This window comes from Pseudomonas sp. FP1762 (assembly GCF_030687105.1).
In the GTDB taxonomy this organism is placed as follows: Bacteria; Pseudomonadota; Gammaproteobacteria; order Pseudomonadales; family Pseudomonadaceae; genus Aquipseudomonas; species Aquipseudomonas siliginis.
The window spans coordinates 6,009,268-6,032,040 of sequence record NZ_CP117458.1; the positions used below are offsets into that span (position 1 = coordinate 6,009,268).

The window sequence follows — 22,773 nt, forward strand, 5'->3', positions numbered from 1 at the left end:
GAACGTGCGTGCTGGCCTTACAGACAGGGAAGTATCAAATCGCGAAATTGCCACGCCTCAATCGGCCTTAAGCATCGTGACTAAATGACCAAGCGCAGCGAAACCATGTTCTGTCTCGTCACACATGGCTGCGGGTCGAAAGCGGTGATCCACGGCCGACCGCTATCGATCCAAAGCGTCGCTCAGCCCTTCGGCATCTTGCTGCGTCTTGATTGCGCGTAACGGCATATCCGTTAAAAAGGCCCCCGGACTTTCCCACCGTCCGGGGGCCTTTTTCATGCCTTTCGGTTACCGCCTTACGGTAAACGGGAAACCGATTTAGGCTAAGTGGGTTTCGGGTGCGAACCTGCCCCTATCAGCAAAGGACAAAGGATGAACACAGCTTTATACGAAGTCAGTCTCTCTGGTAGCCACCCTGGTTATCAGAGCGTGAGCCTGCGGTGCCGCCCAGGCTACGATAACCATGTGGTTGTCATGGTTGATGTACAAAAGTTGGTTCACTATTCGGATCAGCACGAACACCAAAGCTTTGTAGTCTCACGGTAGAGAACTGGGACCAAGATAAACGCCAGGGCATATTTGAATTTCTGGCACCATCTGGTCCAAAGGAGCGGCACGTCGAAATGCCGATCGTTTCCTTCAACGAGGTCAAAGAAGAGTCCAAACAGAATATCTTGAAAATATTGGGTCGGAGGTCTGAGCGCGTGTCGCGCTGGGTCGGCTACACCAATGGTCGCCATCGCACACGTTATCTTTACTTTGCGGGTGCGAAAAAAATGCCGGTCATGTGTCACAAGGATCAAGCGGCAGACCTGGAGCAATATTGCGGCGTTTAGCTGCGTGGTAGCGCAGACGTAATCAATTTCCGTGAACACCGCAGCACGCGGGCCTGTAAGCTATTCGGGAGGCCCGAACCCAATTCTCTCAGAATCGTCCACGATTCGTCATCAATCCTGACAGAGAGTCCCATGCCCGCACTTATCCGCCGCGTCATATCCCTTCGCTCTGGACAATTCAAGCACCTAATCCGCGTTGCATCCGTTACTGGCCGTCTGCCAGAGCGCGACGTGATGCTTTTGTGGCTCACACACCATAGGCATTCGCGTCACCGAGCTGGCCTTGCTGGAAGTCGCAGACATGCTGTACCCCAGCGGAGCCATCAAACCCGGGGTCTATCTTGAGTGGGAAGGCTCCATGACTGAGACTTTTAATACAAAGCGGCTCAGAATCGTGCGGCACGATAATTTCTTTACTATTACATGGATGAGCAACCTTCGGTTTAGCTTTACAGAACAGTTTCCAAAGCAACTTTCATGGGAACTTCTTAATTATTATCGCCCATAATGTAGGCTGCCAATTAGAGCCACGCCATCCTTATTCCGAACAATCTGTTCAGGCACAAAGAAATGTCCAGGCGCCATTAAGATTTCATCCTCTCCACTGAGGCGATGTTCACCGCCGCCAGGGTTTGCTGCATGCTGTGTAGCGTTGACACTAATGCCAGCCGCATTACTTGCTTTGAATAAGAAAAGCAGAGAGCCAGTCTCCATATTTCCTTGGTGTAAATCACGCATAGCATGGCGTCTCAGTATTTCATTTTTCTCATCATTTTTTGTTAAGTCAACAATATACTGTGGTTGTCCTAATGCGGAGGAAGGCATTTTTCCGCTAAAATCCAGCGCGGATTCGTACTTGGAGCTAGTGCTCAGAAAACCATTAAAATTGAGCGCCTTACCTTCTAACACTGATTCCAGCGTTTTATTTCCATCCACTTGGGTTGTAACCGGATTATCTCCACCTGTAACCCCTTTTATTAGAGGAAGCCCGCCTTGAAGTCTTGGCGCATTGTGAAGATAACGAGTCAGCTGCTGCGTGGGTTCTTTTAAACGTTCATCCACGCGCGACTTGATTTCGTCAAGTTCTTCCTCTTCATCATCAATTCCCGTAAAAGCGCTATAATGGTGACCAAAACTGGTCATAAATTCATTGACCTCATTTTCGTCATTGAACATTGGGTCCCGCATTTTCAAGTATGTGTTAATATCTGGAAATCCCATAGCCGCTACATTCATAAGAAAGTTGTCGCCGTGCGAACCTTGGTAATCTTCTAGAGCTTCAGAAATATTATTTTTATACTGCGTGGGAACACTGTGATAATGTTGTTGACTAAGTTGATCCACATGCTGTTTGGCTTGAGGAAAATTATTCAGTTCGGAACCTACAATATGTTCCATTGCCATGCGAGCCTCCGTCGATAGCTGCTCATGTTGGCTAAGCAGTTGCTGGGCACGTTGTGGGTTGATGCCAATACGGCTGCGTTGTGCTATCGCAGCAGAGTTGCGGGTTGGGAATGCAGAAGTGAAGCCTGATTCATTCAAAGATGTCATTGGTACCATCTGACCATTGACCCGTGCCATTCCATTGCCTGGTTTCGGTCGAGCAGAGATTGCAGTGCCCGAATTTGCCTGCGAGGTACCACTTTGAACTGACTGGGCACTGTTTTGATGTAATGCATTGAGATTTAAAGACGATTGATTAGAAATAGGGCTGGGCATTAATGTATTCCTAAGCTTCATGAATGAAATTCTACTGACCCCCTGAGTGGTATTTGCTAAGCAAAGGTTCCCTGAAATGTCGCGCAGGCCCGGCAAACGCCTCGACGAACTGGTTGTAGCGGTAGGTCGGCTGGTCGGGATGAGCGGCGGTGTATTCCTCCCACAGCAGTTGTAGCGTCACGCCTTTGCGACGGAGTTCGCGGTGCAGGGTGATCACGTCGGGCAACACGCGGTCGCCGCGCGCGTGCACGGTCTTGGCGGTGGGTTGTGAGCAGTCCATGTACGCCCAAACCGGCGACTTAAAGTCCCGACCCTTCCATTATTGGGTTGGGCGCGTGGGTTACACCCAAACAAGGGTATGGTTTTGGGCGTATAAATCCGATACTGCACGGTTGTACTGTCAACATCTGCCAGCTGCACGTTGAGGAATAGGACTGTGAAGAATGAACGACGGATTGAGGAATGGAACGGTCGATGGTCGATCGTTGCCGGGCGTGCTGTATGCAGTGGCTGCATGGAAAGCCAAGCGTTGGAAGACTGCGAAACCTCCTTCCTACACGCCGATACCTGTCCAGCCAGCGGTGTGGAAAGCCATCATCCTTGGGTCTCGTTGCACCACATTCTCGACAATGCGCGTGGGTGAGCTGTTGCTCACCCCTCAATTCCTTCGACTAATACTTCACCTTGTACGTCGGTGAATCCTCCGGCCGGTTCCCTCTCCGGTCATAGATCTTGGTCGTGCTGATATTGGCGTGACCCAGCCAGGCCTGAACCTTGGCAATATCGGCTTCATGCTCCAGGGCATTGGTGGCCGCGGTAGCCCTGAGTCCGTGCACTCCGAGGCCGTCGACCTGAATCCCAGCCATCTTCGCGTAGGCCGCCACACTCGGATCAGGGCTCCCAATACGGTAGCCGACAATTTCGCCAACGGCTCTGGCGATATCGCATACGTCAGAGCATGAGTCGTCGAGGTAATTGCTACGATAACTCGCCTATGGAGCGTGTTTTCCGGAGTCTAAAAACTGAGTGGATACCGACCGTTGGCTACATGACAGCCCAAGAAGCGCAGCGAGATATGAGTCATTATTTGATGCATCGCTACAACTGGATTCGGCCACACCAGTTCAACAACGGGCTACCACCAGCTCAGTCCGAAAAAAGACTTAACGTCGTCTCCGGGATCAGTTGACCACTACAGATATTGCAGATGACGGTTCCATTTCGGCGGCTTCATCGACGCAGCTGGCATCCTTTTAGAGGTAGGTTTCGGCTGGGGCTGAAATGACACCTTGAGCTTTTTTGGGCCACAGATACTCGCCAGTAAGCAGGATGTGTGCCCCACCCAGCGACGACATGTGGGCCAGCAACTCAGGTGGAACCTCCAGCCACTCGGTTCGCCGTTCTGCACGGTAAGGCCGAGATGAACGACTCAAGTTTGGGGGGTAGGGACTCGTTGGCCTGGGGTGTGCGGTGCCTGCGATAATACTTTACGCCACAAAGGTCTAAACCCCAAGGAGGCAACACCATGGTTGATTCAATCCGGTCTCACTCCCCTCAACTCCAGCTGACGCAGGCCCACCATGATTCCGACGTGGCGCAAGGTTCCAGACAACTTCAGCAGGCGAATCCGGTAAAGGCGATCACCAGCCAGCGAGAGCGGGCCAATGTCATGGCCTACATGGATGACCTGTTCAAACATCACGAGATACGCCCCGGCCCCAATAGCCAGCCCGGCAGAACGTCAGGCGATCACCCGGCACAACGCGAGCATTAACAGACTCGCTCGCAGCAGGGCCGAACGGCTGCTGCGCGAGGGAGAGGATGAAGCATCCATTCGCAAGACCATGGATAACGCGCACCGTCTGGACCGCTACACCACGACCGGTACTTCGCTCGTGGGCGGCCTCCCCTTCACCGGCATGGTGGCCGCTCAGTTCGCCAAACCAGAGGTGGTCAGCAAACCCACGCAGTATCTGTTCGGCGAAATAGAAAACGCCGTGGCCAAGGCAGCGGCAGAAGGAGGCATGGAGGCGCATTATCCTGATGAGTTTTTCCAACGACTGTTTCAGGAGGCAAAAGACAACTCGTTTTTCCTGAAAGCACCCGCCGACAAACTTCACGCTGCCGTGGCCGATTCATTGAGTGAAAAAAATCCAGGCAAGCTGAAGGACGCTATGGAGGACGCTCGCCAGATCCAGACGTACCTCGTCCGAGCGGTGGCTACTAACGTAACCTCCGCTGTGCTGACCGCAACCAACAACGCTCAACACGTCGAAACCTTCAACAAGGTTGCGGTGCCCGTTGGCAACTACCTGGCAGGTCTGGCGACGGCGCACCTCAAGCACAGTGCCCAGAACGGACGCCATGAGCGCGCGAAGCACTCTTGTTTGCCCTGAAAGACGCCGAGCCAAAGGAAAATCTGGATGATGAAGAAGACTGGCTCAACGTCTACAACGCTACCAAAAACGGAAGTATATTTTCCGCCCTTGGGCATGGCGGTGAACGCATGGGCAACATGCTGCTCGGCGCAACCTCCAACAGCCTTGATGCGTTAGGCAAGGCCTTGACCAGCGCCAACAGCCTGGGCGGCGGATACCTTGGCCTGGGCGCCACCTTCGCGGCGCGTGGGGCAGCCCAGCAGTACGCCACGGATCTTGTGTCAGGGCCAATCGCCAGGTCGGCATTGGGCGGCACGGTCAATACCATCGGAACGGCGACAGCTTTCGGGATATGGGCGTTCGTCGCGTCGTTGTCCAGCAAGCTATCGGATGAAGGCAAGGCATGGATGAGCGATAACAACCACGCTGCTCCCAAGGCCGCAGCCAAGGAAGCCGCCCGGGGCGCTGGCGCGTATTTAAGCCGTCAATTGCAAGAGGGCTACGACAGCGCCAGCAACGGTGTAAGCAGTTTACGACAGCGCAACAGCCGCCCAACCGGAACACAACCCGCTGATATTGAAACTCAGGCCGGTGCAATTGCTATGGGCAATACAAGAGCAAATCCTGGCGCAGACGCTTATAGGCGTACCTGAGAAAGGCTCCCGCCACACTCCGAATAAACGTCAGAGGAGGCGGGAAACCACTGCCGTTCCGGCATGGACAACCATCTTTGCTCATTGCGATTGATCAGCAGGTCATCCCCTGCTGCTCGAAAATTGCACCTGCCCGTTTGATATTCCCGCTGGCAATGCTGCTCAAAAATCGCGCTCATTGGAACCGTTTCAACTGCTTCACCACACAGTTGTATCCATAGTTGTCACACAGAAGGCAATGAACATGAATATGCGCGTCTCCCCTGATATGCCCAGCCAGATCCCTCTCAACGGTCAGGAGGGGATGCACTCAAACGACGCTTCTGGCCAGGGAGTCAAAGGCACCGAAGTGCCGATGAAAGCCTTCGTGGCCGGTAATGGCGGTGGCGGCATCTCCTTCGGCCAAGGCAACGCCACACAAGTGCCCCGCCAGCCAAACGGTCAGTTCGCAGCCGGCAAGACTCAAGACGCGCCCTCGCCCTCGGCGCTCATCTCGTTGTTCAAGGAAGTACTGGAACGCCTCAGCACACCCGGCGGTGATCAACCGGAGGAAGCAGCGTTCGGTAAGCCAGCTCAGCCGCAAGGCACAAGTGCGCAGCGCACCGGTAAACCAGACGGCGTTGACAGAACCTTCGGCGTGACAGCCCCCAAGGCCACTCATGCCCCCACAGGCGCAGCTCCCGCGGCCAGAACGGGTCAGGATGCCGAGTTTCTGGATAACTCCAAATACTCCACACCAAAAGATCTGGAGAAATTCGGGCCGATGGTGACCAACTTGCCGCCCGCGCAGCAAGAGCAGGCTGCGAAAGAACTCAACCGCCCCATCGCGGCAGCGAAGATGGCCGCTGCGGGCGGTCCGGACGCAGAAAAAGCCAAAGCATTCATCGAGGCCAATCCGGTGCTCAAGACCGCCGCGGATGTCGGCAAGCGTGGTGGTCAGGCTGACGGAAAAACCACCGATGGCGATTACAAGTCGCTGGCGAAAAATCTCGAGAAGGCTAGGGACGCCGGGGCAAAATCCGTCAATGAGTACATGAAAGCCAATCCCAAAGCTGACCCGCAATCACTGCAAATGGTGACCAATGCGGCGTTGCTGCGGGCCAACGAACCCATTACCAAATGCGCCGATCCGAAAAAAGCTGCAGGGGGTGAAGAGAAAGTTGGCAAGTACACCACGGTCGACGACCTCAAGGCTTTGTCCTCTGGCAACCCTGGCTTGTCCAGCCTGCTGACAACCTCAGCGAAAACGTTTGCCCAGCCAGGCTTCTCGGACTTGCTCGACCAGGGCGGACTGGAAGGCAAGGCACTGGCGAAGAAAAGCGCCGACGGCGATATCAGCACCCGGAACATAGAAGACTGGATCAAGAAGCAGGCCCCCACAAAAGGTGGCGAATTCGCGGCCATGATGAGCAGCGCCGCGACGCTCAACGCGACAGCCGGCGTCGATATCAGCGCGCTGAACGAAGACGTGTTTGCCAATCCTTCCAACTACAGCGGCGACCAGAAAGCAGCGGTCATGGTCAAGCTTCAGAAAACCCTGGAAAGCGTGGAAGCCGGACAAAGTCTGCGCAAGACCGAGAAGACCGAAACGGCTCTGAAGGAAAAAATCGCACAGTTGCAAGGCGATAAAGACGTACAAGCCTTCCTCGACAAATCGATTCCTGAACAGCAGAGAAAGTTGATCAGTAACGATCCTGCTCTGAAACAAGCGGTCAATCAGCGTTACCATAGCCTGACCTCGGGTAACTCACTGGAAACCGATATGCGGGGCGATTTTGATGCGGTGACCAAAGACAAAGACGGCAAGCCGGTCAAGGATCCATCCTCTCCTGATTACAGTGCGTCGGTCGGCAACCTGAGCGCCGAATTGCAAATGCAGAAAGATTTGCGCGGCCCTGACGCGGGTGTTCCCACAGCCAGCGATGTAGTAGCCAACCGCCCGGATTTGAGCGCCGAACTGCAAATCTCTTACCAACAGAATTTTGCCCAGGGCGGCAAAATGAACGAGCAAATGAAGTCGAAGGACGCCAAGCCGGAAAAAGTACTGGCCGACGTCGATGGACAAAAAGCAGCCTACGACGCTGTGTTGCCGCCAGAAATTACCGCTGCCAGCCAGGACGCCTACACCGAGGCGACGCTAGCCGCCTTGAAGACCACCAAGGCTGGTGTCGACATGATTACCGACTTCAAGGACGCCACCGCGGGGCTGGGCAATAAAGACCCACAAAGCATCACCGCTCAAGACTTGAAAGCCGAAGCCGAAAAGCGTGCCAATACTGCCCTTGACGGCAAAGGCATGGCCGGTGGCGCTCTGGGCGCGGCGGGTGGTGTGTACGCCATGACGTCCGTTTCCGGATTGCTGGCTCAGGGTAAGGATGCCGAAGCAGGTAAAGCGATCTACGACAGTATCCGTGGCGCTGGTACCGCTGCGCGGGTTGGCTATGACCTGGCAACCAAATCCAGCACTGCCGGTGGCGAGATCGCCGGTAAAATCGCGGGTAGAGCCGTCGGCGCGATTGCCGGCCGTGTTGCAGGCATGGCGGCTGCCAGTGCAGTCGCAAGCGCCGTGCCAGTGGTTGGCTGGATCGCCGATGCGGCCATGGCGATAGGTTTCGGCATCAAAGCGATTATCGATGCGGTGCACAAAAAACAGGATCAGAAGGCTTTCGATCATAATGTCGACCCGACACTGGACCAGTTCGGTATTCCCAAGGCGCATTAACACATCTCCATGCAGGGATGTTTGGGGACATATCCGTTACCGCGCTAATGGCATGTATTGGTTGCGCTTTTACAGCGCCTCACTTTTGATGGAGCGCAAAAGTAAGCAAAACGCTCTTGCCCCACCACTGGGTCCCTCGCATAGGCTCGGCATGCCCGTAATCCGACATTGCTGCGTGGGGCCGCCGCCACCGGCCATCCATGGCCTGAGGCGGCTAAACCGGCATCCCTGCCGGTTTGCCTCACACAGCAATATCGAATATCGAATTCCGGCCGGCGTGGTTTAACGGGGCGCCTAAGATCAAAATCAAAAGCAGATCAAGAGCAGATCAAGAACAGATCAAGAGCAGATCAAGAGCAGATCAAGAGCAGATCAAGAGCAGCGGGTTTCCCCTCGGATTGGTAGGAGCGAACTTGTTCGCGAGACACCAGCCAGCACCGGCCTTGTCTGACACACCGCTTCGCAGCCTTCGGCAGCTCCTACAGAAGATCGGTAAACTCACACAACCAGGTCGGCTGTCATGCCGCCGCGCTTTTGATTTTGATCTGAGGCACCCCGTTAAATCACGCTGGCCGAACGCAGATTCTGAAGCGTGGGCAACCCGGCAGGACGCCGGGTTAGCCGCACCGGGCCATGGATGGCCCGTTGCGGCGGCCCACGGTTCAGGATCTGCGTTCGGGTACACCGAGCCTAGGCGAGGGACCGAGTGGTGGGGCAAGAGAGCTTTGGTTACTTTCGTCTGGGCCGGCTTCCGGATTTTCGAAAGTGACGCGCTGTAAAAGCGCAACCAATATTCGCCATAACGCAGCAACGGATATGTACACAGATTAGAAGTTGTATAGATACCCATACGTTGCTCAGCGATCAGCAAACATGCGCTTCAGTCGTTCCTGAATCTTGCTTTTGTAAAGCCGCGCCGGTTCGCCACCCGCCGGGCGATGGTACATGCCCGCAGCGCTGACCCAGTCTCCGGTTTGCTGATAGTACTGACGCAGCAGCAAAGCAGCGCTTTGCAGGTTATTGATCGGATGCAGAGCATCGCAGGGCTCGCGAAACCGGGCGCGACCGATGTAACCCCAGTTCTGCTGGGTCAGGCCGATATCCACCGCATACACACCCTGCTCGGAGATTGCCTTGAGCACCGCCCGGCAGGCCTCCTCGCGAGTTTCGAAACGCAGCGGCTTGCCTTTGACATTCAAGGTCCAGGGCCATGGGTAATAGCCGATGCGCAACTGCGTGTTGCTTTCAGTCTGCGCCACCGCATAAAGCAACTGCGCCGGGACCCCGGCGGCCTCGGCCACCTGCCGGTACGCGGTTGGCGGACCGGCCCAGGCGGGATCAGACGCCAGCACGCCGAAGAACGCCAGCAGCGCACCTAACTGCCCCGTCCTCACCCGGCGCCCCCGCTTCATGCCGACATCTGCCGGTTGCCCCGCGAATTGGCAGCGTTTGCGGCAGCGCCTTTGTCATCGGTTAGTGCAGACCTGGGGCGTCGAATATTGATGCTGATATTCATAAAGCTTCCTTGACGGTAGACAGACAAACATCGGCCATCAGTAACGGATGTCCGGCATGTTGCGCTGGTTGAGATGCTGTTGTTGAATCCGCTGGCGCAGGCGCTGTTGCTCGGCAATGCGACGTTGGGCATTGCGCTGCTGATTGATCTGGTCTTGCTGTCGGCGCTGCTGAAGGTAGCGCTGCTGGTTTAGTTCTTCTTGCTGCTGGCGCTCCTGAAGGTAGCGCTGCTGAGTCCGGCGGTTATCCTGCGCTTGCTGCGCAGCCCGGCATTGCGCAACGATGGTTGCTAACTGTCCACGCCATTTAGCTGCACCGACGTTGTCCTGATCTGCAATTGCCTGAGCCATACGCTGGCTTGCAGCCCTGTGAGCCTGGTAGCAGGCGCTGGGGGTAGGCCATGCCGCTTGCGCCAGACAAGGCATCAACACCATGATCAGGCACAGCATGATTTTCATGATCACATCTCCACTTGCGTCACCACCTATAAGTCTGCGTGGTCACAGCATGCGAAAACGTTGCATGTAATCGATCAGTCGATCAGGTCACGCCAGCCCGGGTCGATATCGAGCGCCAGACCAGCATTGTGCAGGGTGTCCAGCAATTGGTAGAGCGCGCTACGATCGGCGATCGGACACTGAGCGGGATAGTCACCCACTGGATGGGGCAGGAAAAGCATGGCGGGGAAATCATCCACCGCCAGACCGCCCGGGCGAGGCCTGATGTCTTGCTCAAGCGGGGCTATTGCGGCGGCGTCGTCATCCAGGGCGGCGAGGATCATTTCGATGCGTCCGGCCAGCTCGGCGCATGCAGGGTCAACGGGCTCAGGACTCTCACCCAGGCTGCGCCGATAGGCAGCGTTCCAGAGCCGGGTTTCCTCATAGCTGGGGCCACCGCAATCTAGCAGCGGTGCCAGCAATAAAAGCTCGTAATCCCCCGCCTTACCGACCGGTTCAGCCGGGGTGGTGCCCAGCGTCAAGGGCATACCGCCTTGCCAGAGGCTCCACTGGTCCGGGCTTTCGCGCCTCGCCAGGAGCGAAAGAATCTGATTGCAGATACCCAGGGTTTGCAAACTCTGTATTCCGTTGCGTTCCCCGCCCATCGCCAACAACTCACCCTCTCTAAGCATCTGACGCAAGCGACTGTCGCTGAGCAAGGCGGGATTTACTGCAAGGCTTGTGCTCTGGGGCCCGGCATCGGGCGATGGCAAGAGGTAAGTTTGGCTGAAACCCGTCAGGCTGTCGAGCTCCCACAATGGCCGCCCATCCACCCACAATTGGGCAGGCCCCGAAGCCCTCGCCCGCACACCGAACACAATGCGCCGCCGCTCGGAAAACCGCTGGAATGCATGGGCATGAGCGCCCGGCATACCGGGCCACGCAGCATTGCCGGCTTTCTGCAAGCACTGGTCAAGGGGATCTTGAGCGGCCCGTAATGGCACGGGCGCCAAGCCGGGCTGTATTTGCCGCGGACCTCCAGTCTTGAAGTTCGACATGCTTACCTCTCACGCGCGAAAACCTTCTGGCAGATTATCACGCAACTGCGTGCGGGCCCTGGACAGTCGGGAGCGAATTGTACCGATCGGCACGCCCAACACATCGGCAGCATCCTGGTAGCTGCCTTCGGTTTCGACAGTGACTTGCAGCGTATGACGCATGACGGCTGGCAGCACGGCGATAGCTTGAACAGTACGCTCCAGGTCTCGATAACTTTCTATGTGACCGCAAATATCCAGACTTGGCTCAGCATGCGCAAGCTGCTCTTCGAACTCGACGTGCATGGGCCGACGATAGAGTTTGCGAAAATGATTACGGATCAGATTCAGGGCGATACCGCATAGCCAGGTCTCGAGTTTGCACTGCTGCAAAAAGCGGCTTTCGGCATTCAGGGCTTCGACAAAAGTTTGCTGAAGAATGTCTTCGGCATCCTCCTGGTTAATGACGCGCTTATGTATGAAGTTCTGCAGTTTCTGGAGTTGTTGTTGGGTCAACTGGGCGAAGCAGGAGGTGCCGGTACGCGTGGGCAGTAAGCTCTGGTTCATCGCATTCATACTGAATTATCCCCTTAGATCCTCGTCGTGAGCGCTTCACGGCGATACTAAGACTCCTATAGCGAAACCTGTGCCAGCCTTTTAAAACCATACAACTTATTGTTTTTAAATATATTTTTTATTAAACAGGAATGTTTTGTGCGCAAGCTTTTGCAAGCGCCCCTGAAAAGCTTCGCATTATCTTGCAAATCTTCCTGATCAAACGCTGGCCTGTTTTTCGCGTGGAACCGGATAGCGCCTGCGACCACACAGAGAGGTGTACTCCAGACGCGTAGACGGCTCATGTCCCTCAACCACATCACCCCCCTGCCGCACACCACTGTGCATACAGCGACGCCGCAGCCCACTGCTTCTCCTGTCGCAAAAGCAGGGGCGACCAGCGTGCATCAGCACAGCGAATCTGCGCACATGATGCAGCAGATGAGCGCTGCACTCGCCTCTATGAGCAAGCCTCTGAGCCAGCGCGAAGTGGTGTGTGGACAGCACGCCAGCAGTCAGCCGATGAGCCTGCAACAGTTGCTACAGGGGATGGGCAACCATGCGCCGACGCAGCTGAACGCCCGGTTGAACAAAATGCGCCAGCAGTTACGCCAGCAGAAATCGGTTAAGGAGATGGTCAAGGACCAAGGCGGCAACGCACTTCAGACGCACCTGCTGCTCAGCGAAGTCGCTCACCAGGCCAAGGAACAGGGCAACGAGGCCGAGGCCGAACAGGCCCAGGCACAACTTGAAGAACTGGATGCCGAGCACGGCGAGGAAATAAAGACCGGTCTGAGCATCACTCCTGCGCTGACCCAGGCAGTGAAAGACCCGGATCTGCGCGACAACTTGCGCACCATTTATTACCAACACCTGATCAAGAACCCGTCACTGGGCAACTTCATGGAGGCGGTGCTGCATCTATGCGGTGAGAAAAACTTCATCAAGGGGCTGCGGGCCCTGCAGCAAGCCCTTGCCGACGACATCGCCAACCTTGCGCAACTACCCCAGGAGGGCAAATTGCGCTCGTTGATGGAAAGCCTGGGGCGCACTACTCAGCTCAACAATCTGGTGCATGGCTGCTCGGACCTGGCCAGCCGCATGGCGGCTAAAAATCCGGCCATGACTTTGAGCGGCCTGCTGTTGATGCGTCAATTGATGCAACTGGCCAACCAGTCGATGAACGTACGCGACACCCAGCAACTCTCGGAAAAAGTCGGCGGCCCATCGCCGACACTGCAACTGACCTTTCTCAATGGCCTGCGTCATCTGCTTGCCGACCTGCCCAACAGTCTGTGGCGCGACGACAAGACGCGCCAGACCTCATTGCGCAACGTCTTGCTGATCATGGACGAGCTCGGGCAAAGCGAACGCAAGGCCCTGCCAGACCGGAGTAGCCGTTTATGAATGCCGTGCTCAATGGCTTGACCCGGGTGGCGATAGCCGCCTCCAAGCGTTCAGAAGTCGCAGGCGCAATCATCGTCATCGGCATCGTCTTCATGTTCATCACACCCTTGCCTACCGGACTGGTGGATGTCCTGATTGCGGTGAACATCTGCGTATCCTGTCTGCTCATCATGCTGGCGATGCAACTGCCCAAGCCCTTGGCGTTTTCGACGTTCCCGGCGGTACTGTTGCTGACAACCATGTTCCGCCTGGCCTTGTCGATCGCGACCACCCGGCTGATTCTGCTCGAACAGGATGCGGGGCACATCGTCGAAGCCTTCGGCAACTTCGTCGTCGGCGGCAACCTGGCGGTGGGCATGGTCATCTTCCTGATCCTGACCGTGGTCAACTTCCTGGTCATCACCAAAGGCTCCGAACGGGTTGCAGAAGTGGGAGCGCGCTTCACGCTGGACGCAATGCCTGGCAAGCAGATGTCCATCGACAGCGATCTGCGCGCCGGGCTTATCAGCGTCGATCAGGCCCGCCAGCGTCGAGCGGATCTGGGCAAGGAAAGCCAACTGTTCGGCGCCATGGATGGCGCGATGAAGTTCGTTAACGGCGACGCCATTGCAGGCCTGATCATCGTCGCGATCAACCTGATTGGCGGCATCTCCATTGGTGTGATGCAGCACGATATGAGCGCTGGCGACGCCATGCATCTTTATTCAGTGCTGACTATTGGCGACGGCCTGATCGCGCAAATTCCGGCGCTGCTGATCTCGGTCACCGCCGGCATGATCATCACCCGTGTACCCAACGAGGAAAGCGACGAAAACTCCAACATCGGCGGCGACATTGCCAAGCAACTGGGCGCCCAACCGAAATCACTGGTCATTGCGGCAGTGGCCATGCTCGGTTTCGCGGCACTGCCGGGCATGCCAACAATGGTGTTCGTCATCATTTCAATCCTCGTCGGCACGCTGGGCGTGTTCCTGATGCGCAGCCGGGCCCCCAAGGCCCAGGCCGTCGCCGCCTACGTCCCTCCGGAACAGAATGGCGACCGGGACATCCGTGAGTTCTTCCCCTGCCGCACTTTCCTGCTGCAGTTCAATCCAGGCCAGGACCAGACGGAAATCATGGCGTTGATCAACCAGGTACGTCAGCGCCGGAACCAACTCGTGGCGCAGTTCGGCATCACCCTGCCCTCTTTCGACATCGAGTACGCCGGCCATGTGCCCGCGGACGAATTCCGCTTTCTGGTGTACGAGGTGCCCGCGATCAAAGCCACCTTCACCCAGGATTTTCTAGCGGTAGAACGACAGCTGCTGGCTGCGGAACCGATCAACGCTCATCCCGGCCATGTTGCACGCGAAGAGGCTGACCTGCTCTGGATACCAGCCGACGATCCGACACTGCAAGAGCCGGGATTGCACCCCAGCACCTCAACCCAACTGATCGTCGAACGCATGTTCCGCGCCATGCAGGCCTGCGGCCCACAATTCATCGGGCTGCAGGAAAGCAAGGCGATCCTCAGTTGGCTGGAGCGCGATCAGCCAGAACTCGCCCAAGAGATGCAGCGGGTCCTTCCTCTCGCTCGCTTTTCGGCAGTTCTACAACGCCTTGCCAGCGAATGCGTGCCGCTGCGCGCGATCCGCCTGATTGCCGAAGCACTCATTGAGCACGGCCAGCATGAGCGTGAAATCGGCGCCCTGACCGACTACGTACGCATCGCGCTCAAGTCGCTGATCTTCCATCAATACTGTGGCCCTGAAGGCTTGCAGGTCTGGCTGCTGTCACCGGAAAGCGAGCACTTGATGCGTGACAGCCAGCGCCAGACCCAGAACGAAACCTTTTTCGCCCTACCCGCCGAAGCCAGCCAGCAGTTGGTCGATCAATTGCGCCAGGCCTTCCCGCGTCGCTCCAAGGCAATGGCAGTGTTGCTGGTTGCGCAAGATCTGCGCAGCCCTTTGCGCACGTTATTACAGGATGAATTCCATGAAATTCCCGTGCTGTCTTTTGCTGAGCTCAACAGCACGGCGCAGGTCAAGGTGCTAGGCCGCCTGGATCTGGACGACCAACTGCAAACCATCGCCGACGAAAATGCGGCATGAGTCTGCTTACCCGTTCAAGGAGTGAGTGATGTACGAGCTACGCGTATTGAACGGCTTGCACCGCGGTGCCGCCTTACCGCTGATTGGCGACCACTGGCTGGTCGGGAGTGACGAACAACACGATCTCCTGCTGCAGGATCCCGGCATCGCCCGACGCCACTGCCGATTGACGTGCGACGGTGAAACCTGGCGCCTGGAGGCCGAAGACGGCTCGCTGTTCGACGAGCAGGGCCAACCCTGTGAAAGCCTGAATGCGGTCACCGCTGAGCAGACGTTCCGGCTGGGCACTGTGCAGTTGACCATCATGGCAAGTTCAGCGCAGTGGCCAGCGGTGGTCGAACCGAAACCCTCCGGAGAATCCGCCCCGTCAGGCTTCGGCGAATCCCGCGCCGAATCTCAGGCTTCCCCCACGCCGTCACAACTCGCCAAACGCCCGGCGCTGCACAAGCGCCTGGCCATTGCCGGGATCGTGATCACGCTGGCGGGCAGTGCCTGGGCATTGACTACACCGGGGCCTGTGAGCCCTTCGCCTCCGACGACTCAGCCACGCGAGCCTGCTGCCATGAGCGCCACGGACACTGCCGAAAAACTGCACGTCATGCTCCGCGAACGCGAACTGCGCGATACGGTCAGCGTGAGCACCAGCGCCGAAGGCATCGTACTTAAAGGCTCGTTAACCCCTGAACAGATGGCGCTGTACAAACGCATGCTGGAACGTTTCGGCCAGCAGCAGAAAAGCGCGGTGGCAGTGCTTGATCAGGTCAAGCCATTCGGTCGCAAACTGCCTTTCGAGATTGTTCAGATCGCCAGCGGCAAGCGCGCCCACGTGGTGTTGGCCGACAACCGCCGGTTATTTCTGGGCGACGAAGTGGATGGCCTGCGCCTGACCAAGATTGACGACAACCACGTCGAGTTCGACGGCGACGAGCACTATGAGGTGAAATGGTGAGCGCCGCGCTGGCCGAAACTGTCCCGTTGGCAGAATGGGCCGACGCCTATAGAACGCGCCTGAACAAGCTCTCGCCGGTGGTGGTCAGCGGTCGGGTCAGCGCAGTCAACGGCATCCTGCTCGAATGCCAGATTCCGGCAGTACGCATAGGCGACCTGTGCCGCGTTTACAAAACCGGTGGCGAAGCGATGCTGGCGGAGATCGTCGGCTTCACCGAAGACTGTACGCTGCTTAGCGCTCTGGGCACGCCAGAAGGCATTGAGCAAGGCGCTCGGATCGAGCCACTGGGCGTTGTCCACTCGGTGAGTGTCGATGACAGCCTGCTCGGCAGCGTGCTGGATGGTTTTGGCCGACGTCTGGACGGCCAGGGTGACGGTGCGTTCGCCTTGCCCGGCGATCATCGTCCGACCCAACCAGTGATTTGCGACGCCATTCCGCCCACCCAGCGACCGCGTATCGTCGACGCAATGCCTACCGGGCTGCGTGCCATCGACGCGGCCATTACCCTGGGTGAAGGTCAACGCGTAGGGCTGTTCGCCGGTGCCGGCTGCGGCAAGACCACGCTGCTCGCAGAGCTGGCGCGCAATATGCCGTGCGACGTGATTGTATTTGGCCTGATCGGCGAGCGCGGTCGTGAACTGCGCGAGTTTCTCGATCACGAACTGGACGAAGAGCTGCGTGCGCGTTCGGTGCTGGTCTGCGCCACTTCGGACCGTTCGAGCATGGAGCGCGCCCGCGCAGCCTTTACCACCACCGCCATTGCCGAGGCCTACCGACAGCAGGGCAAACGCGTACTGCTGCTCGTCGACTCGCTGACCCGCTTCGCCCGCGCCCAACGCGAGATCGGCATCGCAGCGGGCGAACCTTTGGGACGCGGTGGCCTGCCGCCCTCGGTCTATACCCTGCTGCCGCGTCTGGTGGAGCGCGCCGGACGTAGCGAGCAAGGCTCAATCACCGCGATTTATACCGTCCTGATCGAACAGGACTCGATGAACGACCCGGTGGCGGACGAAGTTCGCTCGCTGATCGACGGCCACATCGTGATGTCGCGCAAGCTCGCCGAACGCGGCCATTATCCGGCCATTGACGTGCAGGCCAGCCTCAGCCGTATCACCAGCAGCGTGACCGACAAGCAACATCAGCGCGGCAATATCACCCTGCGCCGATTATTGGCGGCCTATCAGCAAGTGGAAATGCTCCTGCGTCTGGGCGAGTACACTCCTGGCAACGATGCAATGACTGACTGCGCCGTGCAGTTGCACGAGCAGATCAACGAGTTTTTGCAACAGGACCTGCGCGAACCGCTGGACCTGCAAGACACCCTTGAACAACTTTTTGCGTTGACAGCCCATGCGCCGTAGACCGGCGGTCGAAGAAGCCGCACCGGATGCCGACCCGCAGCGCGACGCGCTGGTCGAGGTGGTGACCTTGCTCTCGCCGCTGCGCGAGTTGCGCAAGCACAGCCTGGAGCGCCGCTGTCGCGAGGCCCAGCAGGAAGCAGAGCAGATGCAGGCGGCGGTAGAACAGGCTGATGAAGACTGCGCCGAAGACCTGCGCCAGCAAAAGCAGGCACGCAAGGCCTTGGCATTGCAGTGTGAGGGGCAAGTGATGACCCTCAACGGTATTCAGCAGTGGCACCAGCAAGAGCAACAACTCATGGACCGACAAACCGAGCTGCGCGTCCACGTCCAACGCCTGAATCTTGAACTTGACGCCCAGCACGTGCGAGTCAGCGAAGCCCAGGCTCAATTGCGCGCCAGCCAGCGTGCCTTGGAAAAACTGGCATGTCTGCGCGAAACCCTGGCCTTGCCAAAGGAGACGACATGAATCTCAGCAGCCCTGCACACGCTATTCTCGAGCATCGCGCGCCTGCCAAGCCTGAACGACAAGAGCCACAACACGATACGTCTCGAGACAGACCGCAACCGCAAGGTGGTACTGCGCGCCCGCAAGGCCGTGGCCCCAACGAGCTTGATCGGCCTCGCGAGACGTCGGCGCGAGACAGCGGCAAAACCCGACATGGAGATTCCGAACGCATGGCCGACGGGCTGTTTTTCCAGCAACTCCTGGCACCTTTGGGCGGCATGGGTGGCCAGGGGCAAGGCGGCTCACGCGGTCAGTCATCCGCAGGCCAGGCTGACGGGATGGGGACCGCAGGTTTCACGGCCTGGAACCAATTGGTTGATGACCTGACCATGCGACTGCCCGCTGGTACCGGCCAGTCACTGCAAGCCACGCTGTTCATGCCGAATCTGGGCCGCATCGGCCTGAATGCGCGTAATCGTTCACCACGCGGCTGGGACATTGATCTGGATTGCGCCGAAACCCATGCCGCCGAGCATCTGCGCCAGAATCACCCACGCTGCCAGGACGATCTGAGCCGCGCACTGTGTCAGCCGGTCAACCTCAGCGTGCGTCACCGGGGGTGCGCATGAATGCCCCCGTGCTGCCGCTGCGGCGAGTCAGCCATGTCCAGGCTCGCCTGTCCCGAAAACTGGCCGGCGAGCCTTGGATGACATTCAGCGTGGAGGACCAGACGGGTCGTCTGACGCTCAAGGCCAGCCGCCGAGCGCCTGTCGCCGCTGAGCTGCAATGCTTCGACAGCGCACTGGGGACGATTGGGCTCAGCGATGCTCAACCTGTACTTAACGCGTGGTCGAGCTGCCCGGGTTTTGCCGGGGCTGTCGGGTCTGTAAAAGCAGACACCGACGAAGACTGGCTGTGGCCACTATACAACGCAGGCCTTTCGGCAGAACTGGCCGCTGTCCTGGGCACACTGAAACCACTCCCAGCCTCTGAAATAGCGCAGGCCGTTTGGGTGTACTGCGAGATGAGCCTGCAATTGAGTCAGGGTCGCGTTGACAGTGTGCTCGCAGTCTCTGCCCCTGCGCTCGCCGATTGGCTCGACGCACCCGCATGGAACGTAAATCCACCACGCGACCACTCAGGGTTAACGCTGGCTTTCGCGCTGCGTCTGGGCAGTCTGAATCTCCCCCGGCAAACGCTCGAAACCTTGCGAGCTGGTGATGTGATATGCCCCACCGAGGCTGACTTCGACACCGCAGGTTTTGGTGTGTTGACCCTGGGGCAGCGGCGCCTTCAGGTCCGTGTTTGCGAACAGCCCGAACGGTTGCAACTGGAAGTTCTGGAAATCGAGGAGACGACGGTGGCAGACCGTAATGAGCTTGACGAACCGATTGCCGAGTACACCGACCCTTGGGCGGATGAAGACGGTTATGCCGATGAGGCCGATGGCGAAAACGCCTTCGCTGAAGAGGCTGACGCTCCCGAAGAAGATCAGTACTACACCGAGCCTGCCGGGCATGTTGACGGTGAAGATGATTACGCCGATCAAGCCCCTCAGTCGCCAGCAAGCCCTACCGAAGCTTTCGCCGACCTCGCGATGCCGCTGACCCTGCGTTGCGGCCAGATCCGCCTGACCCTGGGCGAACTCGCGGCTCTGGCACCCGGCGCGATCCTTGAAGTCCCAGGCGTGACGCCAGGGCTGGCCGGTCTCTACTACGGTGAGCGAAGGCTGGCCCAGGGCGAACTGGTGGATGTCGAAGGCCGTCTCGGTTTGCAGATTACTCAGATGGATGAGCGCGGATGACGCTCAATGACACGAATCCAATCATGTTGGCGCTGTTTCTCGGCGCATTGTCCCTGCTGCCATTCCTCCTGGTGGTGTGCACCTCCTTCCTGAAAATCGCTTCCGTACTGCTCATTACCCGCAATGCCATTGGCGTGCAGCAAGTGCCGCCGAACATGGCGCTGTATGGCATTGCCCTTGCCGCCACACTGTTCGTCATGGCACCGGTGTTTTCAGAAATTGCCACTATTGCTCAAGAGCATCCGCTGCAACTGAATGACACCAAAGGCCTGGGCAAGAGCGCGCAGGCCCTGCTCGCCCCTCTTCAAGCGTTCATGACCCACAATGTGGAACCCGACGTGCTGACTCACCTGCACGAAAACGCCCTGCGCATGTGGCCCAAGGCGATGGCCGATGCCGCCAGCCGTGAAGACCTGTTGCTGTTGATCCCGGCCTTCGTGCTGTCGGAACTGCAAGCGGCGTTTGAAATCGGCTTTCTGATCTATATCCCGTTCATCGTCATTGACCTGATCGTCTCCAACCTGCTGCTCGCACTGGGCATGCAAATGGTTTCGCCGATGACCATTTCCTTACCCTTGAAAATCCTGCTCTTCGTGCTGGTCAGCGGTTGGACGCGCTTGCTCGACAGCCTCTTCTACTCCTATATGTGAGGTCGCGATGGAAGCCTTGAACCTGTTCAAACAGGGCATGATCCTGGTGGTGCTGTTGACCGCACCACCGCTGATCGTGGCGGTCGCGGTTGGTGTGCTGACGTCATTGGTCCAGGCATTGATGCAAGTCCAGGATCAAACCCTGCCGTTTGGTCTCAAGTTGCTCGCAGTGGGCGTGACCCTGGCAATGACCGGCCGCTGGATCGGCGTCGAACTGATTCAACTGACCAACCTGGCGTTCAACATGATTGCCCAGACCGGTAAGGGCTGAGCATGTTCGACGCTCAGTTCGCTTACGAGCTGCTCAATGGCATCGCCTTGTCCATGGCCCGCCTCTACCCTTGCATGTTTCTCGTCCCTGCGTTTCTGTTCAAGCACCTCAAGGGTCTGCCGCGCTATGCCGTACTGACCGCACTGGCGCTGATCCCCGCCCCGGGCATCGGCCAGGAGTTGAGTCGGCTGGGCAAATCATGGTCGGACATCTTCTTTCTGATTTTCAAGGAAATGATACTTGGCACCCTGATGGGCCTGGTGCTTTATCTGCCGTTCTTTTTATTCAGTGCGGTGGGTGTATTGCTCGACAACCAGCGTGGCGCATTGACAGGCGGCCAGCTCAACCCGGCTCTGGGCGCCGATGTGACGCCGTTATCTCATCTATTCGAAGAAACCATGATCATGCTGTTGATGATCATTGGCGGGTTGCCGCTGCTGATGCAGGTGATCTGGGACAGCTATCAAATCTGGCCTGCAACGAGCTGGTGGCCAGCGTTGCAAGCTCAAGGTTTCGATGTCTACCTGGGGGTATTGCAGGACACCTTCACCCATTTACTGCTGTATTCGGCACCTTTCATTGCCTTGTTGCTAATGGTCGAAGCGGCGATGGCGTTGATCGGCATCTACAGCCCCCAACTGAACGTGTTTATCCTCGCAATGCCGGCCAAGTGCGTGATCGGCCTCGCGTTCCTGGTGATTTACTTGCCGACCCTGATGGACCTGGGCACCGAGCGCCTTGAGCTTCTCAAGGACGTGCGGCATACCCTGCTGCTGATGGTCCCCGGCCCTCGGGAACCGGCGCCATGAGCGAGAAGAATCAGGACGCCACGCCCAAGCAGATTCGCGATGCACGCAAGCGCGGGCAAGTCGCGCAGAGCCAGGATCTGCCCAAGCTGTTGATCCTGGTGGTAGTCAGTGAAATCACTCTGGGCATGGCCGACGTCAGCATGGAAAAGCTGCAGGCGCTGATCAACCTGTCGATGACACGCATGGATCAACCTTTCCTTCGCACCGTGGGTGAAGTGGTCACTCAGGGTGTCTGGCTGGTGGCCGCTTTTGCTGCGCTGAGTGTAGGCGTCGCCATGCTTATGCGCCTGGTCGGGAGCTGGATGCAATTCGGTTTCCTGTTCGCCCCCGAGGCGCTCAAGCCAACCATGGAAAAGTTCAACCCGTTCAGCCACCTCAAGCAGATGTTCACCATGCGCAGTCTGGTCACGTCGCTGTCCGGCGTGGTCAAGGCTGTGATCATCGCAACCGTCATGTGGTTTATCGTCGAGCCCGCGCTGGGTACGCTGGTCAGCCTGGTGCACACCGATCTGGTGACGTTCTGGCACGCCCTGTCGACGCTGTTCCACCGAATTCTGCGGGTGACTTGCGGGATATTGCTGGTACTCGCAGTGGCGGACTTTGCCATTCAGAAGTATTTCCACGCCAAGCAATTGCGCATGAGCATGGAAGACATCAAGCAGGAATACAAAAACTCCGAGGGCAACCCGGAGGTCAAGGGCCACCGCCGCCAACTCGCCCACGAATTGCTCAATCAGGCCCCGAAGGCACCGCCCAAACCGGTCAAGGATGCCGACGTGTTAATCGTCAATCCGACTCACTATGCAGTCGCCCTCTATTACAAACCTGGCCAAACAGCCCTGCCGCGTATCCATTGCAAACATCTGGATGCCGGCGCCCTGGCGCTGATCGAGGAAGCAAAGCGCGAACGCATCCCGGTGGTCCAGTGCGTGTGGCTCGCCCGTGTTCTGTACCGCGTGCCCGAAGGTCGCTTCATCCCTCGCGACACGCTGCAGGCGGTGGCGCAGATCTATGGTGTGATCAAACAGCTGGACGATGAAGCCAAACGGGAAGTCATCCTGGCGAACGATATCGACATGCTCTGACCACCCATGCCGTCAGCGTTGAAACGCCCATTCCAGAGCCTTGGAACTGT

22 protein-coding genes and 3 pseudogenes are annotated in these 22,773 nt (G+C 57.8%); 18 read left to right on the forward strand and 7 right to left on the reverse strand.

The features are described 5' to 3' along the window. The first annotated feature begins 623 nt into the window (after positions 1-623). Positions 624-836 carry a hypothetical protein gene (locus PSH90_RS27030; RefSeq protein ID WP_160767945.1) on the forward strand — a complete coding sequence of 71 codons (213 nt, stop codon included), beginning with the start codon at positions 624-626 and terminating at the stop codon, positions 834-836. 132 nt (positions 837-968) lie between these two features. Next, positions 969-1,179, forward strand: a pseudogene (locus tag PSH90_RS27650) (site-specific integrase); the annotation flags it as partial. A 152-nt stretch (positions 1,180-1,331) separates the two neighbouring features. Here the strand turns inward: PSH90_RS27650 and PSH90_RS27035 are convergent. The 3 genes and pseudogenes from PSH90_RS27035 to PSH90_RS27045 form a co-directional block, all read right to left on the reverse strand. Next, positions 1,332-2,555, reverse strand: coding sequence for a hypothetical protein (locus PSH90_RS27035; RefSeq protein WP_160767944.1), 1,224 nt, complete (start codon positions 2,553-2,555; stop codon positions 1,332-1,334). Between the two features lie 31 nt (positions 2,556-2,586). Continuing rightward, positions 2,587-2,835, reverse strand: coding sequence for a hypothetical protein (locus PSH90_RS27040; RefSeq protein ID WP_166554537.1), 249 nt, complete (start codon positions 2,833-2,835; stop codon positions 2,587-2,589). Between the two features lie 391 nt (positions 2,836-3,226). Beyond that, positions 3,227-3,439, reverse strand: a pseudogene (locus PSH90_RS27045) (tyrosine-type recombinase/integrase); the annotation flags it as partial. Between PSH90_RS27045 and PSH90_RS27050 the strand changes: the two are divergent. The 5 genes and pseudogenes from PSH90_RS27050 to PSH90_RS27070 form a co-directional block, all read left to right on the forward strand. Then, positions 3,439-3,744: pseudogene (locus PSH90_RS27050) on the forward strand (integrase core domain-containing protein); the annotation flags it as partial. The pseudogenes PSH90_RS27045 and PSH90_RS27050 sit on opposite strands and share 1 nt — an antisense overlap. Positions 3,745-4,080: 336 nt before the next feature. Beyond that, entirely contained in the window at positions 4,081-4,329 is a 249-nt protein-coding gene (locus PSH90_RS27055) for a hypothetical protein (protein WP_305381862.1), read from the forward strand. A gap of 70 nt (positions 4,330-4,399) precedes the next feature. Next, entirely contained in the window at positions 4,400-4,951 is a 552-nt protein-coding gene (locus PSH90_RS27060) for a hypothetical protein (protein WP_160767942.1), read from the forward strand. Then, positions 4,939-5,586 (forward strand): hypothetical protein, encoded by a 648-nt coding sequence (locus PSH90_RS27065; RefSeq protein ID WP_305381863.1) that lies wholly within the window; start codon positions 4,939-4,941, stop codon positions 5,584-5,586. Before PSH90_RS27060 ends, PSH90_RS27065 begins: the two co-directional genes overlap by 13 nt. Before the next feature lie 244 nt (positions 5,587-5,830). Then, a complete protein-coding gene (locus tag PSH90_RS27070) occupies positions 5,831-8,308 on the forward strand; it encodes a type III effector HrpK domain-containing protein (RefSeq protein ID WP_305381864.1) in 2,478 nt (825 codons plus the stop codon). Between the two features lie 857 nt (positions 8,309-9,165). Here PSH90_RS27070 and PSH90_RS27075 read toward each other — a convergent pair. From PSH90_RS27075 to PSH90_RS27090, 4 genes are all read right to left on the reverse strand, one after another. After that, positions 9,166-9,720 carry a transglycosylase SLT domain-containing protein gene (locus PSH90_RS27075; protein WP_166554539.1) on the reverse strand — a complete coding sequence of 185 codons (555 nt, stop codon included), beginning with the start codon at positions 9,718-9,720 and terminating at the stop codon, positions 9,166-9,168. Positions 9,721-9,861: 141 nt separating this feature from the next. After that, positions 9,862-10,281, reverse strand: a complete 420-nt coding sequence (locus PSH90_RS27080; RefSeq protein ID WP_160767939.1) for a hypothetical protein — start codon at positions 10,279-10,281, stop codon at positions 9,862-9,864. Positions 10,282-10,355: 74 nt separating this feature from the next. After that, positions 10,356-11,318: a hypothetical protein gene (locus tag PSH90_RS27085; RefSeq protein ID WP_160767938.1), complete on the reverse strand. Its 963-nt coding sequence runs from the start codon at positions 11,316-11,318 to the stop codon at positions 10,356-10,358. Positions 11,319-11,327: 9 nt separating this feature from the next. Then, a complete protein-coding gene (locus PSH90_RS27090; protein WP_160767937.1) occupies positions 11,328-11,873 on the reverse strand; it encodes an RNA polymerase sigma factor in 546 nt (181 codons plus the stop codon). Positions 11,874-12,314: 441 nt separating this feature from the next. On the opposite strand from PSH90_RS27090, the gene PSH90_RS27095 reads away from it, so the two are divergent. From PSH90_RS27095 to sctU, 11 genes are read left to right on the forward strand one after another with little or no spacing between them, the layout of a single operon-like run. Further along, positions 12,315-13,259: a TyeA family type III secretion system gatekeeper subunit gene (locus PSH90_RS27095; RefSeq protein WP_305381865.1), complete on the forward strand. Its 945-nt coding sequence runs from the start codon at positions 12,315-12,317 to the stop codon at positions 13,257-13,259. Beyond that, the gene (sctV, locus tag PSH90_RS27100) at positions 13,256-15,349 is read left to right on the forward strand and encodes a type III secretion system export apparatus subunit SctV (protein ID WP_305381866.1); all 2,094 of its coding nucleotides are present in this window, start codon (positions 13,256-13,258) and stop codon (positions 15,347-15,349) included. Before PSH90_RS27095 ends, sctV begins: the two co-directional genes overlap by 4 nt. 28 nt (positions 15,350-15,377) lie before the next feature. Continuing rightward, positions 15,378-16,298, forward strand: coding sequence for an FHA domain-containing protein (locus tag PSH90_RS27105; RefSeq protein ID WP_305381868.1), 921 nt, complete (start codon positions 15,378-15,380; stop codon positions 16,296-16,298). Continuing rightward, positions 16,292-17,659, forward strand: coding sequence for a FliI/YscN family ATPase (locus PSH90_RS27110; protein WP_160767933.1), 1,368 nt, complete (start codon positions 16,292-16,294; stop codon positions 17,657-17,659). The genes PSH90_RS27105 and PSH90_RS27110 overlap by 7 nt, the downstream gene beginning before the upstream one ends. Further along, the gene (locus tag PSH90_RS27115; protein ID WP_160767932.1) at positions 17,649-18,125 is read left to right on the forward strand and encodes a hypothetical protein; all 477 of its coding nucleotides are present in this window, start codon (positions 17,649-17,651) and stop codon (positions 18,123-18,125) included. Before PSH90_RS27110 ends, PSH90_RS27115 begins: the two co-directional genes overlap by 11 nt. Further along, positions 18,122-18,733, forward strand: a complete 612-nt coding sequence (locus PSH90_RS27120) for a type III secretion system HrpP C-terminal domain-containing protein (RefSeq protein ID WP_305381869.1) — start codon at positions 18,122-18,124, stop codon at positions 18,731-18,733. The genes PSH90_RS27115 and PSH90_RS27120 overlap by 4 nt, the downstream gene beginning before the upstream one ends. Beyond that, entirely contained in the window at positions 18,730-19,908 is a 1,179-nt protein-coding gene (locus PSH90_RS27125) for a FliM/FliN family flagellar motor switch protein (RefSeq protein WP_305381870.1), read from the forward strand. The genes PSH90_RS27120 and PSH90_RS27125 overlap by 4 nt, the downstream gene beginning before the upstream one ends. Then, complete coding sequence (gene sctR / locus PSH90_RS27130) at positions 19,905-20,558, forward strand: type III secretion system export apparatus subunit SctR (protein WP_027902898.1); 654 nt, start codon at positions 19,905-19,907, stop codon at positions 20,556-20,558. The genes PSH90_RS27125 and sctR overlap by 4 nt, the downstream gene beginning before the upstream one ends. 7 nt (positions 20,559-20,565) lie before the next feature. Then, positions 20,566-20,829, forward strand: a complete 264-nt coding sequence (sctS, locus tag PSH90_RS27135; protein ID WP_027902897.1) for a type III secretion system export apparatus subunit SctS — start codon at positions 20,566-20,568, stop codon at positions 20,827-20,829. Positions 20,830-20,831: 2 nt separating this feature from the next. Next, complete coding sequence (sctT, locus tag PSH90_RS27140) at positions 20,832-21,638, forward strand: type III secretion system export apparatus subunit SctT (protein ID WP_160767930.1); 807 nt, start codon at positions 20,832-20,834, stop codon at positions 21,636-21,638. Then, positions 21,635-22,723, forward strand: coding sequence for a type III secretion system export apparatus subunit SctU (sctU, locus tag PSH90_RS27145; protein WP_160767929.1), 1,089 nt, complete (start codon positions 21,635-21,637; stop codon positions 22,721-22,723). Before sctT ends, sctU begins: the two co-directional genes overlap by 4 nt. The last annotated feature ends 50 nt before the right edge of the window (positions 22,724-22,773 follow it).